Here is a 16261-nt window from a genome sequence, read left to right as displayed (position 1 = left end):
AAATGAAATCGGATTCCGGCGTTTGTGAACGATTATTTGCTCAATGGCTGATTGCCTGCATTGCCCGTTGCCGGCTTGGCGATATTCTCGCGCATGGAGGTGTCAGCTTCAATATTCTTCATGCGATAATAATCCATGATGCCTAGGTTGCCGCTGCGGAAAGCTTCAGCCATCGCTTTAGGCACTTCAGCCTCTGCTTCGATCACTTTAGCACGAGCTTCCTGTGCTTTTGCTTTCATTTCCTGTTCGGAAGCAACTGCCATAGCACGACGCTCTTCGGCTTTTGCCTGTGCGATGTTCTTATCTGCGTTAGCCTGGTCAATTTGTAGAGCAGCACCGATGTTCTTACCTATATCGATGTCCGCAATATCAATAGACAAGATCTCGAAAGCCGTTCCTGCGTCCAAACCTTTACGAAGTACAAGTTTAGAGATCGAATCCGGATTCTCAAGGACCGATTTATGGTTTTCAGAAGAACCGATAGATGAAACGATACCTTCGCCTACACGGGCAAGGATCGTATCTTCACCTGCACCACCGACCAACTGACGAATGTTGGCACGTACCGTAACACGTGCTTTGGCTATCAGCTGAATACCGTCTTTTGCAACAGCCGTAACAGGAGGTGTGTCGATCACTTTCGGGTTTACAGACATCTGTACAGCTTCGAATACGTCACGTCCTGCAAGGTCGATAGCGGTAGCCATCTGGAAAGGTAATTCGATATTCGCTTTCGATGCGGATACCAAGGCGTGAACCACCTTTTCTACATGTCCGCCAGCCAGATAATGGGCTTCCAGTTCATCACGGGTAATGTTTTTCAGACCGGCTTTGTGAGCCTCGATCATTCCCGGCACGATGATGTACGGCGGAACGTTACGTATACGCATTAAAAATAGTTGTATCAGCGAGATGTTAACTCCCGACACTTTTGCCGACAACCAGAGGAAGAACGGCACGTAATGGAAAAATATTATCAAGAAGATAATACCTCCAGCTATCAGAAAGATAGGCAAGTAGAAAGATGATTCCATTGATGTTATTATTAAGTGAATATTATTCTTTGTGTTTTTCAACCATGATTGTACCGTCGGTGATGCGGCTTACAATAATCGGAGTCTTTTCATTGAGGAATCCGTCTATTGATTTTACTTCCACAATTTTTCCGTTTATTTCGGCATAACCGATTTGTGCCAGACGTGTGGTACTGATTCCTGTATCACCTACTTTAACGCTGTCTTCTGCGCTACGGTCTACTTTCGAATCAATATCCTTTTTCAATGCCAGTTTGTCCAGCATCTTCGATCGCATAAACCAAATCAATGATCCGATGCAGGCAATCGCCGATATGCCAAGAGTGATAAATCCTCCTGCCATGCCTAAATTGGCAAATGCATAGTAGTTGGCATAAAGAATGCAAACCAATGCAGAAATTCCGGCCAGGCTAATGCCCGGGATGACGAACAGTTCTACCAGAAACAGTATGACTGCGGCAATAATGAGAACGGCGATAATGAGTATATCCATAGTTCAGAGTTATTAATTTATTTTGTTTTTTCTGCATTGCGTACATTCACTTCGAGAGTATCCAGCTCTTCGGACATTTGCAGTACCCGCTTTTCGAGGTCGAGGATAGCAGGAGCCATTTTCTCTTTTCCCTGTTGGTTGGCACCGGCATATTGTTGACGCAGGCTATTCAGCTTTTCTTCTTGCTGGTAATAGTCTTTCTCCATCTGCTGGTAACGCTGGAAAAGTGACTTTGCTTTTGCGGATTTAAAGTCGCTCATCAGATAGTAAGTCGTATGATCGTCAATGACAAATTCAAAGTCCATCGCACGACGTTCTTTAGGCTTATGACTGATGGCAGCTTCCAGACGTTGCAATGCTTCGGTTACAGCTTGTTTGTCTTTCCAGGTTTCTTTCAGCGAATGAATCTGTGCCAGACGAATAATCTGTTGCTGTTCCATTGCTTCATAATTATAAGTCTGCTTGGAAGTGTTAGGAATGAACACATAAATACATACCTTTCCTTCGGGTTGGAAACGGTCGGAAGCAAACCATCCGAGATTGTTGTATTCGTCAATGACGTACATATAATCATTGTACGGTGAATTGAACGGCATACCTACATTGTCCGGAACAAGATAAGTGTCGGTATTCGTGTTGTAACGGGTGACAAAGATGTCGTAGCCACCCAGTCCTTCACCATCGCTGGCATAGTAAACCGTGACGCCGTCCGATAGAACGAACGGATAATTTGCGTTTCCGGAAGCGTTGATGCTACCCGGTAACGGGCGTCCGTCACTCCATTCATTCAGCAATTTGTTTTTTGAGAAGATGTCAAGATTACCGTTCTCGCCCTTTTCGCTATAATAGATTTTATTTCCAATTTCTGTTTCATAGACAGTTCCCGGATGATCTCCTTCTGTCTTGAAAAAATCATTGAAGGTAAACAATTTACCCGATTCTTCACTAATTTTGTATGCATGGAGGAAAGTCGCCTTGTCTACAACGAAGCTGTCAATGATACATACATCTTCCACTCCCTTCAACATCCGGAGGTCAGCTTTGCTCTTTTCCAGAAGTTTCTCCGCTTCTTCCGTCGATTTCTTCCGTTTGCTTAAATCTGCGATATATTCTTCAAAACAGTTTACTGCATCTTCGAAACGATACGTTTCATTATATGCTTGTCCCAGATAGAGTTGTCCACTGGTAACACGTTTTTTCACTGCTATCTCAAGAGGTTTCACAGCTTCTTCCGCTTCTCCGGTTTTCAGGCAACATACGCCATACCAATAGTTATAATTCCCGTTCGACGGTTGTGATTTAGCATACTTTTTGAAGACAGGCTTGGCTTTTTCATAGTCACCCTTAGTGAATAGGGTGCGTGCCTGTTCCAGCGTTTGTGCAGATACTTCACAAAGGAAGAGGCTGCAAATTAAAAATAGAATATATTTTCCTTTCATCGTTTTGAGCGTTTATGAGTGACGGGTAGATTGAAAACATTACTGCTTTCGGGCACCGGTCCATTTATCAATTGTTCAAAAGTACAAATTTATTAGAAATAAACCCTTTTTCAGTGATTCTATTATGTTAATTCTTCTTTAAATCATTCTTTTCGCTTACTTTTGCAGCCGATTTTCAAAGATATGACACAATTTACGGAAGAAGAGAAGACCATTCGCCGCATTGAACGGCGGTTTAGCAAAGGAGTGGTGCAATATGGATTGATAGAAGAAGGAGACAAAATCCTTATCGGACTGTCAGGAGGAAAAGATTCGTTGGCGCTTGTTGAACTGTTGGGTAGACGCGCACGTATCTATAAGCCTCGTTTTTCTATCGTTGCCGTTCATGTAGTGATGAAGAATATTCCTTATCAGAGTGATACGGAATATTTGAAAGCGCACTGCGAGGCGTATGGAGTTCCCTTTGTACAGTATGAGACTGCTTTTGACCCTGCTACCGATACACGTAAATCTCCCTGCTTCCTCTGCTCATGGAACCGTCGGAAAGCTTTGTTTACTGTTGCCAAGGAGCACGGATGCAATAAAATCGCTCTCGGTCACCACATGGATGATATTCTGGAAACTTTATTGATGAATATCACTTATCAGGGAGCATTCAGTACAATGCCGCCCCGGTTGGTGATGAAGAAGTTTGATATGACAATTATCCGTCCGATGTGTCTGGTTCACGAAGCTGATTTGATAGAGTTGGCAGCGTTGCGCCATTATCAGAAACAAGTGAAGAATTGTCCCTATGAATCGCAGTCCAGCCGCAGTGATATGAAAGGTGTTTTGCGACAACTGGAAGCGATGAATCCAGAAGCTCGTTATAGCCTTTGGGGCAGTATGACTAATGTACAGGAAGAATTATTACCAGATAAAATAGATTAATTTGAATAGGTTATTATGAAAGGATTCTATACCATTTTGTTGCTGATCGTATCCAATGTCTTTATGACATTCGCCTGGTACGGACATTTAAAGATGAAACAGGAGTACAGTTGGTTCGCTGCTCTTCCGCTGATCGGTGTGATTGCGTTCAGTTGGGCAATCGCTTTTTTTGAATATTCCTGTCAGATACCGGCTAATCGCATCGGCTTTATAGGCAATGGAGGCCCGTTTTCGTTGATGCAACTGAAAGTCATCCAAGAGGTGATAACACTTGTTATTTTTACAGTGTTTACTACTATCTTCTTTAAAGGTGAAGCGTTACATTGGAATCATTTGGCGGCGTTCGTTTGTTTGATTGCGGCGGTGTATTTCGTGTTTATGAAGTGAGTCCTTTTTAAAGAATATAAGATTATAGGATAAGTGCTATACTTGCTAGACTTATCCTATTTTCGTATTACTTGATAGATTTAAAAACCTTATCAATGCATCGCTTCTTCTGTTCCATGTTTGGATGAACATAGAGATTTAATGTAGTAGCGATATCTGAATGTCCAAGTATTACACTTACAGTTTTGTAGTCGCAATTGCTTTCAATGCAACGTGTGGCGAAACTGTGGCGCAGTCCGTGAAATTTTAGTGGGGGAATATTGAGTTGTTCCATCATTCGTTTGTAATAGTTACGATAGGTACGCGGCTCAGTTGGTTTCTCTTCATTAGTAAGTACATAGAACTTGCCATTTACGATTTTTTTTAACGGGCGTAGCATCTTTAATAATTCCTTGTTCATAGGAATGTCACGAATAGAATTCTGAGTTTTAGGTGTGCCGATAATGATTTCCGTATGTCTTTTCTCACCATCCAATATATAAATTCGTTCAATGGTTTTCCGAATGCATATTACTCCATTGACAATGTCTACATCATCCCAAGTCAGTGCGCAGATTTCACCTATTCTCATTCCTGTGGTCAGACAAATATAGATGCCTAAATTTCGGAAAGTGAAGTGTTCACTTATATACTGCAATATTGCTTTGTGATTAGCGATGTTGAGTACATTTAGTTGTTTGTTTTCCTGTGGTGTCGGGAATTTGATGCACCAATCCTGATGGGACAATATACCAAGTTTTACTCCAAACTTCATTACCATTTTTAGTACAATGAGTATATCCTTTACACTTTTTGCGCTTAGTCCTTTCTGAAGTTTCTGTAAGACAAACTCTTGTACTTCGTTTTCGAGTAACTCATACTTATTTCCAAACATAGGAAGTATGTGATTTTCTAAGATTAGGGCATACGCTGAATATGTTGAGCTTTTCACATATTTACGTTTGTCTTCTTTCCACATAATGGTAATTTCTTTAATCGTTTTTTTTGCTGTCATGCTTTCATGATTTAAATAGATTAATATTCTTGTAAGATAAGGATTAAGGATTTTATGAAGGGATATTTCCTTTTTTGTTTTTGATTTTTTAGATGTTCCAAATTTGAGATTCCCGGAGTTTAAGGGGGAATGGAAAAAATATAAAGTTTCAGATATTTTAGAATTCTTTCCAACAAATTCTTTGTCATGGGATCAGTTAGAATATGGAACAGACAATATCTACAATCTACATTACGGGTTGATTCATAAAGGGCTTCCTACTCAAATAGAGTTGGTTAAATGTTCTTTACCAAATATAAAGAAAGAGCTTATCCCTAAAAATTATACTCTTTGTAAAGATGGGGATGTGGCTTTTGCAGATGCATCAGAAGATACAAACGATGTTGGGAAAGTTGTTGAATTTTTAAGTTGTGAGAATAAGAATATAATATGTGGATTACATACGATTCATGGTAGAGACAAAAAGAACTTGACCATTAATGGATTTAAAGGGTATGCTTTTTCTTCGGAAATCTTTCGTTGTCAAATTAGAAGACTATCCCAAGGAACAAAAATATATTCGATTAGTCCAAAGAACTTTAAAGATATCTCTATCGGAGTTCCTTCAAAAGAAGAACAGAGTAAAATTGCTGCTCTGTTATGGTTACTTGATCATCGTATCGCTACCCAAAACAAAATAATTGAGAAATATGAATCTCTAATTAAAGGGATAGGCAATAAACTATTCTCCCTCAAAATGAGGTTTAAAACTAATGATGGAAATGATTTCCCTAGTTGGAAAACTAAATCATTTGAGAATATAGGCAAAACATTTAGTGGTTTGTCAGGGAAAGCCAAAGAGGACTTTGGCATAGGAAAACCATACATTCAATATAAGCAAGTCTTTGATTCTCCCCAAATACAAATACAAAATTGCGGATTGGTTAATGTATCAGATAGTGAAAATCAGAACAACGTAAAATATGGAGATGTATTTTTCACTGTATCATCTGAAACACCTGATGAAATAGGAATGTCTTCAGTCTTATTAGACGAGGTAGATGAAATGTATCTTAATAGCTTTTGCTTTGGATATAGACTTTCATCATTTGAGGTTTTAAGTCCACTATATGCAAGTTATTTTTTTCGAGATTCTTCATTTAGAAATAAAGTAGTGAAGATTGCCCAGGGAAGTACGCGATATAATATCTCTAAATCTGAGTTAATAAAGTTGGAAATATCATTACCCAGCATAGAAGAACAGGCACGTATTGCTTCGTTTCTTTCAGCAGTAGACGAGAAAATTAAAAATGAAAAGGAAATATTGAACTTATACCTAATACAGAAGAGCTATCTACTTCGCCAAATGTTTATATAAACATTTGGCGAAGTAGATAGCTCTTCTGTTTAATTGCATATTTCAACACATTCGTTTCAACAGATATTTTATCTTCAATAGAATCCAATAGACAAGAAATTTTCTTTTGGTTTTCTTTAGTAGGTATGGGGATCCGTAATGACATTAAATCTTTTTTTTGAATATTAGGTAGACCACTACCAACCCTAAGAGCCATAATCATTTTTTCATTTGATTTCAAATAGTGATATAAATATTTTTCAGTCAGTTCGCTCTTTATGTTTTGGAGTGTATAACAATGACCACCACTCCAAAAGTTTTCTTTATTATACTGCACATACCCACACGAATTCCCCCCTTCACTTATAGATATTGTACCTGCATCTGTATTATATGAATTATAGTATCCAGAAGGCTGCGTACCACCATTCATAACGTAGTATTTCCCATGTTTCAATAGATTATCTAAATTAACCTGCTGTCCTTTAATGATATTACATAAGTTACCTAAATAATTGTAGTGTGTAGATTCCTCTAAAATGTAATATCTTATCCCTTTAATTAGAGATTCATATTTCTCAATTATTTTGTTTTGGGTAGCGATACGATGATCTAAAAGACACAGAAACTGAGCTATCTTATTTTGCTCTTGGAGAGGAGGAAAATGTAACAATATAGAAGATAATCCTTCTTGTCCTATATTGTAGTGTTGTGAGCCCGCTCCTTTTACAATTACTTTTTTTCGAGCAGTTGGACTACTTAAAAGATATTTGAAAAATTCAGGGTAATAGTTTCCTATTTTCTTTCCTCGAATTACAAATCCACCAAAAATAGCAGGTTTATTATCTAAATAAACATTTGCGCGACCAATATCTTCAATAGTTTCAGAACTTCGTTGGAAAAGAATGTCACCATAATTAACTTCATATCTTTTTTGAATTTCAATATCAACATTTACTAAACCTATAATGTTATCGTAAGTAATATATTGATTGTTGAGTATATCCATAATCGATATAAATTTCACTCCTTTCCCAAATTTCTTCGAATCAGTGTTTAATCCATTTTTGAATTCTAAATACTTGGTTAATGGTGCTTCTTTCCATTCCCCCTTAAACTCCGGGAATCTCAAATTTGGAACATTGAGGTTTTTTGTATTGTTATTATTTGCCATAACTGTTATTCTTCATTTAAGGTTAAAATCGAATGAAAGGATGTCGTTGTCATCAAACCGATCAAAGTCAGAACAGAATAACCTGTCTTGTACAATTCGATATTTTTCGAACTCTGATTCTGCAAAAGATTTAGCAAACTCTGCGGTAACTTTACCAGCATCAATCAATACTGCATTATCTCCAGCTTCGAGAATAATATCTATTCGTCTTGCCCAATCTTCCATAGTCATAGGGATATGCCGTTTTGCCATACGTTCAGCCATATCTAGAGTAGCGTTGACCAAACGTCCCATATCTTCTAATTCTAATTCATTTAAATAATTTTTTGCTATACTCACATCAGGTTTTACAATTTTTCCGTTAGGGGCATTTTCCCAGGTTGTCAATCCCATATTTTCTTTTTGTGCATTGGCTCGCTCTACTATTAGTTCGGTAGCTGTATGACCATGTACGGCAAAGTGCATTTTGTTTTGCACTTTTTTAAAAAATAGACGAGTAGTTGGTGCATCCTTATTGTAATCAATAGCTGTAGCATATATATCGGTCAACTTCTGATAGAAACGACGTTCGCTTAATCTTATCTCCCTAATTTCGGCAAGCAAATGTTCGAAATAGTCTTCACCAATGAATGAACCATTTTCCATTCGCTTTTTATCAATAACATAACCACGTATGGCAAATTGTCGCAATATGTAGGTTGCCCATTGGCGGAATTGAGTGGCACGGACGGAATTCACACGGTAACCAACAGAAATAATAGCATCGAGCGAATAGAAAGAAGTTTTATAGGATTTGCCATCTGAGGCAGTTGTTTCCAAAATGGAAATAACTGATTTTTCTGAAAGTTCACCTGTATCGAAGATATTCTTCAAGTGTTTACTGATGGCAGGAACACCTACATCAAACAGTGTAGCCATTGCCTTCTGCGTGCACCAAATTGTTTCGTCTTTATACGTCACTTGTACACCGTTTTCTTTACCTTCCATCACGAACATGAGGAACTCGGCTGTACTATTTTTTATTTCAAAATTCTTCGGCATCGTTATTACTCTATCAATCCAAGTTCTTTCAGATAAACATTTATTTCTTTGTCTAAATCAGCTCGTTTAGCTTCAAGTTCTTTGATTTCAGCCATTACTGCATGTATGTCAATGGGCTCTTCTTCTTTGAACGTGCTTACGTACCGAGAAATATTAAGATTATAACCGTTTTGTTCAATCTCGTCCATAGATACCCGTCGGGAGTATCGTTCTTCCTCTTTTCGGAATTGATATGTTTCTATGATTTTTTGAATATCATTAGGCTTGCCATCTTCTCCTTCTCGTAGACGATTTTGTCTCTTATCTTTTTCAAAATGCTCGCTGGCATTGATGAAAAGAACATCATCAAATTTCTTGCATTTCTTTAATACTAAAATGCAAACCGGAATCCCTGTTGAAAAGAACAGATTAGAAGGTAAACCTATCACTGTATCTATATTATTATCTTTCAGTAGTTTGGTTCGGATACGTTCCTCTGCTCCACTACGAAACAATACCCCATGCGGGAGTATGATAGCCATTGTTCCTCCATTGGACAAGAAATGGAAACCGTGCAATAAGAATGCAAAGTCAGCAGCTGATTTAGGGGCAATGCCATAGTTCTTGAAACGGAAATCTTCTGTTAGCGTGTCAGTAGGTTCCCAACGTAAGCTAAAAGGGGGATTTGCAACGATAGCATCGAATTCCATCTTTTTTGCAGGATTCATTTCGTTCAGAATATTCCAGTCATTGATCAATGTGTCGCCATGGTGTATTTCGAATTCTGTATCTTTGAGTCCATGCAACAGCATATTCATACGGGCAAGGTTGTAGGTGGTAATATTCTTTTCTTGTCCATATATTTTCCCTATACTTCCTTCGGTTTCCACTAACTGTCTGCGAACATTCAATAATAAGGAGCCGGAGCCACATGCGAAATCCAATACTCTGTCTAATTTATTTTTTTCTCCTAATGCCGGGTCTTGACTATCTAAGATTACAATTTTAGATAAAATAGTTGATAGCTGTTGCGGAGTATAAAACTCTCCGGCCTTTTTCCCCGAGCCTGCGGCAAACTGACCGATAAGATATTCATAAGCATCGCCTAAAATGTCTGTATCTGTTGAGAATCTGGCAATTCCTTCTGCTATTTTTTGAATAATAGTGCAAAGTTTCTTATTTCTATCCGAGGCTGTTCTGCCTAACTTTTCCGAATTCAAGTTTATTTCCGAAAATAAGCCTTGGAAAGTACTTTCAAATGACTCATTTTCAATGTATCTAAAGCCTTCTTCAAGTGTTTGTAGCAACTCTCCATTCTGAGTACGAGCCATTTCTGAAATATTACTCCATAAATATTGAGGTTTTATGACATAATGAACTTTACGGCGCATTTGTTTTTCAAATTCCGGTACGTCCATTTCATTTGCTTTATACCATATTCCCAAAGCTCTATGTTTGTTGGCTTCTTCCAACTGAGGATAATCTCTCCCTAATTCTTTCTTTACAGCTTCTTCGTAATTATCAGACAAATAGCGTAGAAAAAGAAATGATAGCATATAATCGCGAAAGTCATCTGCATTCATTGCTCCACGCAACCCGTCTGCTATTTCCCAAAGGGTTTTGCCTAATTGTTTTTGATCTTGTACTGTCATATTTAATTTCTCATTTTTTCTTTGTTAATCGCATCAATCACTTCTTTTTCTTCTTCAATTAGAAGAATAGGTAAGTCAAATTGATATTTATCCAAAAACGCTCGCAATATCTTTATAAAAAGAACTTTGTTGTCATCTCCCATTTCTACAGGTTCGTAAATAGAATACTTTCCATGGCTCAGTAGGTTTAGTGCTCGTGAGTAAAGCACTTCATCCTCTACTCCATGAATACATTTTGAAAAGTCGTCATATCCGAAGAACGTAGATGTCTTTTCTAAAATACTGCGTAACATATTGAAATGATATGTATTGATTTTACCCGACTCCATCACTTGTTTGAGTTCGCTCAATATGGCTATATGATGGAAAAAAGGTGTTTCGTCAGTTGCTTGTAGAGTATATCCGTCAGTTCCATTCTTATGTAGGAAATATCGTTTGCATGGTTTTTGCTTTAATTCATTGTAAACGACGTTGAAAAACAAGCTGTGGTGAGATGAAATAACAGATTTGACCTTATCTTTTCCTTTTTTCAACAACTGAGATAAATCACTGGCTACAGCAATAGCATTGTTGTCATCTAACGAGGAGATTGGATCGTCTATGTAAATGTATTCAACCCAATTGTAAGCTTCTGCACCATCAATTGCCAGTTCGCAGATGGCAAGAAAGATACACCAGATAAAAATATTCTCTTCGCCACGAGAAATTTTAATATTGTTCTGAATGATATACTCAGGCTCTTTGTTGTTAAACTTATGTTTGGGATTGGGAACCTGCTTGCTGAAGCTTATTTCCCATTTTTCATAATCAAATTTGAAGTCAAATTCCGCATAACGTTCTAGGTATGCGAAGATTTTCTCTTCTAAGGCCAATTCTTTAAATGCATTGAAGAATTTTGAATCAGCATTTATTTTAAGAACACGGTCCATATCATTTTCTAAGTCATTGTCCCAATGAAACAGATCTTCGGTGAAAGCATTAAAATAGAGAGTGTCTCCATTTATTTTCTTTTTTCCTTTATTCTTGAATTCTATAGATAAACGGGTTTTCCCTGTTCCATTATGAGCGTAGAGTAAGACGAAATCGTGTTCAATCAGATCGCCACGTAACCTTGCGGCTAATCCCGACAAATCTTTATATTTATATATTTTAGGTTGGTTACTCATATTCTTTTTTTCATGTTATTCATAAGCAGCTAATCCTGAAATCTCACGTCCTTGAGCTTGTTTTTTTAAGTGAGGGACTAAGTCTGCCATCAATGCAAGTTCTTTCGTACGGCGTTCTTTCCAACTTAGTTCTAACGGTTCAAGGAGATCCGTTAGTTTTTCACCGTCGAAAATCATGCGTTGCATAATTTTATCTGTAAAATCTTTTAAGGCAGATGCGGTTAGTCCGTGTTTGTTTGCGATATCGGATAGCTCTTTTTCATTTTTCTCTATCTTAAAAGCATTATAACCATCATGTAGTGATTGTACATCTTGACCATTATTCCAATCCAAACTTTTTATGTATTCAGTTAAATCTTCTTGTTCATCCATCATATTAGAGCTTGAACAAAGCAGGTTGATGATTTGTGCTTTTGTCATTTTTTGTTTAGATGGTTTCTTTTGAGTGCTGTCGGCAATTAGTCCCATGATGTAATCATAGTCAATCAATGCTGAGGAAAAAAGTACAAACTCAAAATCAAGTTGCTGTATATCTACAGGAATGTTATCGCCGCCTTTTTGTTGTATTTCCCTAAATTGCTTAGCCGTTTCTATGTACGAACTTTTAAATGAACGGAAAGTGTTTTCAGGCAATATCTCTTCAATTTGAGTTTGTTGTTCCTCGTTTAAGTCTGTATATTGGTCGAGCTGGGTTTTTAAGCGCTGTACTTCCTTGAAATTTTTGACAAAAGCGATTCGAGAAGTATCCCCCTTCAAATTATACACTTCCTGAGGTTCGCAGGCTAAATTATTTTGTCGCATGAAATCACCTAAAGCTGCTACGGCTTCTTTATATTTTTCAATTACTACAGGAGCTGGATCAACTAACCAGATTTTTTTCGCCTGCTCTTTAGATTTTTCTCCTGAGAATAAAGCGATAGCTTCGTTTACGGCATTTTCCTGGTGGCGGAAATCTAATATATTTCCGTATGGTTTAGTATCGTTTAGTACACGGTTGGTACGTGAAAAAGCCTGTATCAGTCCATGATATCTTAGATTTTTATCTACATACAAAGTGTTGAGATATTTAGAGTCAAAACCCGTAAGTAGCATATCTACTACAATGACGATATCAATTTTATTTTTGTGAGGATAATCCGCATTACTGTATTGTTGGTCTTTGATGCGCTTTTGTACATCTTGGTAATACAAATCAAACTCATTAATGTTGTGATTTGTTCCGTATTGTTTATTATAATCCCTGATAATACTCTTTAATGCTGCTTTCTTCTCATCAGGATTTTGCTTGTTGTCTTCTTTTTCTTGCTCCAAGTCTTCCTGAATTTGCTGAATATCTTTATTACCCTCTGCCGGAGGTGAAAAAACGCAGGCTATATTTAGAGGTAGATAGTCTTTGTTTGTTTTTTGTTTTTGTTTCTGGATTTCTTTGAAAAGATTATAATATTCTATGGCATTGTTTATGGAAGCGGTTGCCAGAATCGCATTAAACTTCCTCGAATTGGTTGCGGCATTGTGCTTGTCTATAATAGCCTCAATCACTGCTTGTTGAGTAATGGTTTCTCCCGGCTTAGGATTAATGTTCCCTTTTCCTTTAAAATATTCTACATGAAAACGCAATACGTTTTTGTCATCAATTGCATTTGTAATAGTGTATGCATGCAGTTCCTTTTCGAAAATATCTTTAGTAGTCTTGTTGGAAGCATGTTCATCTTCTATAGTCTTTTGTGTTGCGTTATCATTGAAAATAGGTGTTCCGGTAAAGCCGAACAATTGAGCATTAGGGAAGAATTCCTTAATAGCTTTATGATTCTCACCAAATTGTGAACGGTGACATTCATCAAAGATGAAAACCATTCGTTTCTTACTCAATGGATTTAAGCGTTCTTTATAGTTCTTTTTATGGTTTCCGTCCAATGCTAAACCCAACTTTTGGATAGTCGTTACAATGACTTTATCTGCATAATCTGTAGAAAGTAGTCGTCTTACAAGTGTTTCGGTATTGGTGTTTTCTTCTACACTTCCTTCTTGAAACTTATTAAACTCTTCACGGGTTTGCCTGTCCAAGTCTTTGCGGTCAACAACGAAAAGACATTTTTCTATGTCCGGATTATCTTTTAATAACGTGGAGGCTTTGAAAGAAGTAAGCGTCTTTCCACTACCTGTAGTATGCCATATATAACCGTTACCCCGATTTTGATGAATGCAGTTTACAATTGCTTTTACTGCATAGATTTGGTAGGGACGCATAATTAATAGTTTTTGCTCGCTTTCTACCAAAACTATATATTTGCTAATCATTTCTCCCAATGTACATTTGGGCAAAAATAGTTCTGCAAAAGAGTCTAAATGTCTGATTTTTCTATTCCGCTCATTTGCAAGTTGATACACAGGCAGAAATTGCTCGTTGGCATCAAAACTAAAATGTTGATTTTGATTGTTGGCAAAGTAACGGGTGTCACTCCTATTACTAACAATAAATAATTGCATAAAACAAAGTAATGAGTTGGTATAACCGTTACCAACATCATTCTTGTAATCAATAATTTGTTGTATTGCTTTCCTAGGTGATACGTCTAATGTTTTTAATTCGACCTGAACTACCGGAATACCATTAATAAGAATAATGACATCATATCGATGGTTACTGTTTCCTGTATTTATTCTCAATTGGTTGATAACCTCATATTCATTCTTACACCAGTCTTTTATGTTCACTAATGTATAATGTAGAGGAGTGCCATCTTCACGTTGAAAATAATTCCTTTCACGCAGCAACTTCGAAGCGGCAAATACATCAGGAGTTATAATTTCGGTTTTCAGCCGTTCAAATTCGTTTTCAGTCAGCCTTACCCGGTTGAGAGACTCAAACTTTTCTCGGAAGTTTTGTTCAAGAGAGTTTCTGTCGCGAATATCTCTGCGATAGGAGTATTTGAGTTCTTCTAACTTTTTTATAAATAGTTCTTCTATTTGGGCTTCTCTCATCATCTCAAATTGATATTAATTAATGAAATAAAGTTTTCAAAGATAACGAATAATATCCAAATACTCGGAGATGATTCTAAAACTTTTTTGTTCTTGAATAATGTACTTTATTTTTATAAATCGTTCTCCACTCTTTTCACATAAAGCTTATCCGTTCATTCACACCTACTTCCTGTGAATGAATGGCATTATTTTTACTCTTCACCACCCTTCACCCTCTTCACCAAATACACATTCCCCAATCTCGTATGCTGTCGGCTGATACCTGCTGCGGTCAAGATTTGTGCTAGCTGGATAGAAGTGCAGTTGCGTAGTACGGCTGGGAACTTCTTTTTCAATTCCTGATGAATGATGGCGGCGGAGAGTGACAGACAATCCGGTTCATCCAACGTGGCAGGCGCGTATGTGTTGCGCACAATGTCTTCTATGGGGTTGACATGATAGTAGGCGCTGTTATGACGCTGTAAGGTATGTTCTTCCTCTTTGCTGAACCAGTGGCGGGCACCTGCAAGCAATTCCTCTTTCAGTTGGGCGTAGGTTTGTGAATGTTCAATTCCGGTACAGTCAATATCATGTTCCGCTTCAATGCAGATGAATCTGCGGCTGCCTGTCGGATCACATAGTAAGTCAGTTCGGTTGCTCGTTCCGATGAACGAAGCGATACGAGGTAGTGACCGGAAATTTTTCTGATAGGCTTTGCAGATGTTGAGGCTGGACATTTGCATCAGATTTTTCAGTAATGGCATCTTTTGTGCTCCGAATTTGTCAAATTCGTCCATGTTTAGTAATCCCATCTCGGCAAGGAGACGTTCGGGATTGCCTTGTGCGGTTAGTTTCAGATTATCCGAATAATAACGGGCTAGTTGTGGTGGCATCAGCATACGGCAGAAAGTAGATTTATGGCGTCCCTGTTCTTCGCTGATAAGTATCGGGGCTACGCTGTTTGCTTGTGTTTGATTCACTCCCAGCCATTGGGCAGCAAGTCCGAGCATCCAGGTGTGAAAGCTTTTTATCCATATAGGGGCGTCAGATACTCGTTTCGCCAGAGACTTCAGCCGGTCCGTTCCGTCCCATATAGGTAGTTCGTCCATATAAAGCCGGAAAGGATGGTAGCTTTCCACTAGGGTAGAGTAGATGTACCTTTGAAGGTCCTTATCCCAGCAATTGATTCCTTCTTTGTGGGCTTCCAGGCAGAAAGTATTCAGTTCTCGCTTGTCTATGCGGCAGAAAGGAATTTCTCGTTGGCCGAATGGCCGAAATTCAGTTTCTTCGGTGAGCAGGTTGTAGCGGAAATCATATCGCACTTTTAAAAAGTCGATCACTTGTTGCGTCAGAAGGACGGGTTGCTTATGTGTTTCCTGTTTATGTACTTCTTTCTTATCTGCTTCCTGCTCATGCAATTCTTGCATTTTGAGCTCTTCTTTTGAAATGTTCGGTGAAACGATGACGTTTGACGATTCTTTCATCAATACCCGTATTCTTTTCGCCAAACGTTTTGAGTTATATTCTAATGTCTTCATATTTTTCTTGTTTTTTAAATGAATAAATGTTGTTTTTTCGACCGGTTGATGCTGCTAAGGTATAACATGAGATATGGGGTTTGCAAGTATTTAACTAAGAAAAAGTTTATTTTCTCCTGAAATGAAAAACAAGC

The 16261-nt window shown here is 37.9% G+C and carries 13 protein-coding genes; 3 read left to right on the top strand and 10 right to left on the bottom strand.

Annotated features, from left to right (window positions below):
• Positions 1-32 precede the first annotated feature (32 nt).
• The 3 genes from floA to HMPREF9009_RS21310 are packed head-to-tail and all read right to left on the bottom strand — an operon-like array spanning position 33 to position 2966.
• Positions 33-1034 carry a flotillin-like protein FloA gene (floA, locus tag HMPREF9009_RS21320; protein WP_004316484.1) on the bottom strand — a complete coding sequence of 334 codons (1002 nt, stop codon included), beginning with the start codon at positions 1032-1034 and terminating at the stop codon, positions 33-35.
• Positions 1035-1056: 22 nt separating this feature from the next.
• The gene (locus tag HMPREF9009_RS21315) at positions 1057-1527 is read right to left on the bottom strand and encodes an NfeD family protein (RefSeq protein WP_004316481.1); all 471 of its coding nucleotides are present in this window, start codon (positions 1525-1527) and stop codon (positions 1057-1059) included.
• Between the two features lie 17 nt (positions 1528-1544).
• Positions 1545-2966: a tetratricopeptide repeat protein gene (locus HMPREF9009_RS21310; protein ID WP_004316480.1), complete on the bottom strand. Its 1422-nt coding sequence runs from the start codon at positions 2964-2966 to the stop codon at positions 1545-1547.
• Between the two features lie 183 nt (positions 2967-3149).
• On the opposite strand from HMPREF9009_RS21310, the gene HMPREF9009_RS21305 reads away from it, so the two are divergent.
• Positions 3150-3896 (top strand): PP-loop family protein, encoded by a 747-nt coding sequence (locus HMPREF9009_RS21305; protein ID WP_049703204.1) that lies wholly within the window; start codon positions 3150-3152, stop codon positions 3894-3896.
• A gap of 15 nt (positions 3897-3911) precedes the next feature.
• Complete coding sequence (locus HMPREF9009_RS21300) at positions 3912-4283, top strand: DMT family protein (RefSeq protein WP_004304892.1); 372 nt, start codon at positions 3912-3914, stop codon at positions 4281-4283.
• Between the two features lie 67 nt (positions 4284-4350).
• Here HMPREF9009_RS21300 and HMPREF9009_RS21295 read toward each other — a convergent pair whose 3' ends face one another.
• Positions 4351-5277 (bottom strand): tyrosine-type recombinase/integrase, encoded by a 927-nt coding sequence (locus HMPREF9009_RS21295; RefSeq protein ID WP_049703203.1) that lies wholly within the window; start codon positions 5275-5277, stop codon positions 4351-4353.
• Positions 5278-5380: 103 nt separating this feature from the next.
• Between HMPREF9009_RS21295 and HMPREF9009_RS21290 the strand changes: the two genes are divergently transcribed.
• Complete coding sequence (locus HMPREF9009_RS21290; RefSeq protein WP_083444228.1) at positions 5381-6634, top strand: restriction endonuclease subunit S; 1254 nt, start codon at positions 5381-5383, stop codon at positions 6632-6634.
• Here the strand turns inward: HMPREF9009_RS21290 and HMPREF9009_RS24855 are convergent.
• The 6 genes from HMPREF9009_RS24855 to HMPREF9009_RS21260 all read right to left on the bottom strand — a co-directional run bounded on the left by HMPREF9009_RS24855 (position 6627) and on the right by HMPREF9009_RS21260 (position 16127).
• Positions 6627-7787: a restriction endonuclease subunit S gene (locus HMPREF9009_RS24855; protein ID WP_053095324.1), complete on the bottom strand. Its 1161-nt coding sequence runs from the start codon at positions 7785-7787 to the stop codon at positions 6627-6629. The genes HMPREF9009_RS21290 and HMPREF9009_RS24855 overlap by 8 nt on opposite strands.
• Before the next feature lie 12 nt (positions 7788-7799).
• Positions 7800-8828, bottom strand: coding sequence for a virulence RhuM family protein (locus HMPREF9009_RS21280; RefSeq protein WP_049703201.1), 1029 nt, complete (start codon positions 8826-8828; stop codon positions 7800-7802).
• A 5-nt stretch (positions 8829-8833) separates the two neighbouring features.
• Entirely contained in the window at positions 8834-10459 is a 1626-nt protein-coding gene (locus HMPREF9009_RS21275) for a type I restriction-modification system subunit M (protein WP_049703200.1), read from the bottom strand.
• 2 nt (positions 10460-10461) lie between these two features.
• Complete coding sequence (locus HMPREF9009_RS21270; protein ID WP_049703199.1) at positions 10462-11625, bottom strand: AAA family ATPase; 1164 nt, start codon at positions 11623-11625, stop codon at positions 10462-10464.
• Between the two features lie 15 nt (positions 11626-11640).
• Positions 11641-14610 (bottom strand): type I restriction endonuclease subunit R, encoded by a 2970-nt coding sequence (locus HMPREF9009_RS21265; protein ID WP_049703198.1) that lies wholly within the window; start codon positions 14608-14610, stop codon positions 11641-11643.
• Between the two features lie 191 nt (positions 14611-14801).
• Positions 14802-16127: a VapE domain-containing protein gene (locus tag HMPREF9009_RS21260; RefSeq protein WP_049703197.1), complete on the bottom strand. Its 1326-nt coding sequence runs from the start codon at positions 16125-16127 to the stop codon at positions 14802-14804.
• Positions 16128-16261: the final 134 nt, after the last annotated feature.

It is taken from the genome of Bacteroides sp. 3_1_13 (assembly GCF_001185845.1).
GTDB lineage: Bacteria > Bacteroidota > Bacteroidia > Bacteroidales > Bacteroidaceae > Bacteroides > Bacteroides xylanisolvens.
The sequence above is the reverse complement of the archived record's forward strand: the minus strand, read 5'-3'. Positions and strand labels throughout refer to the sequence as shown.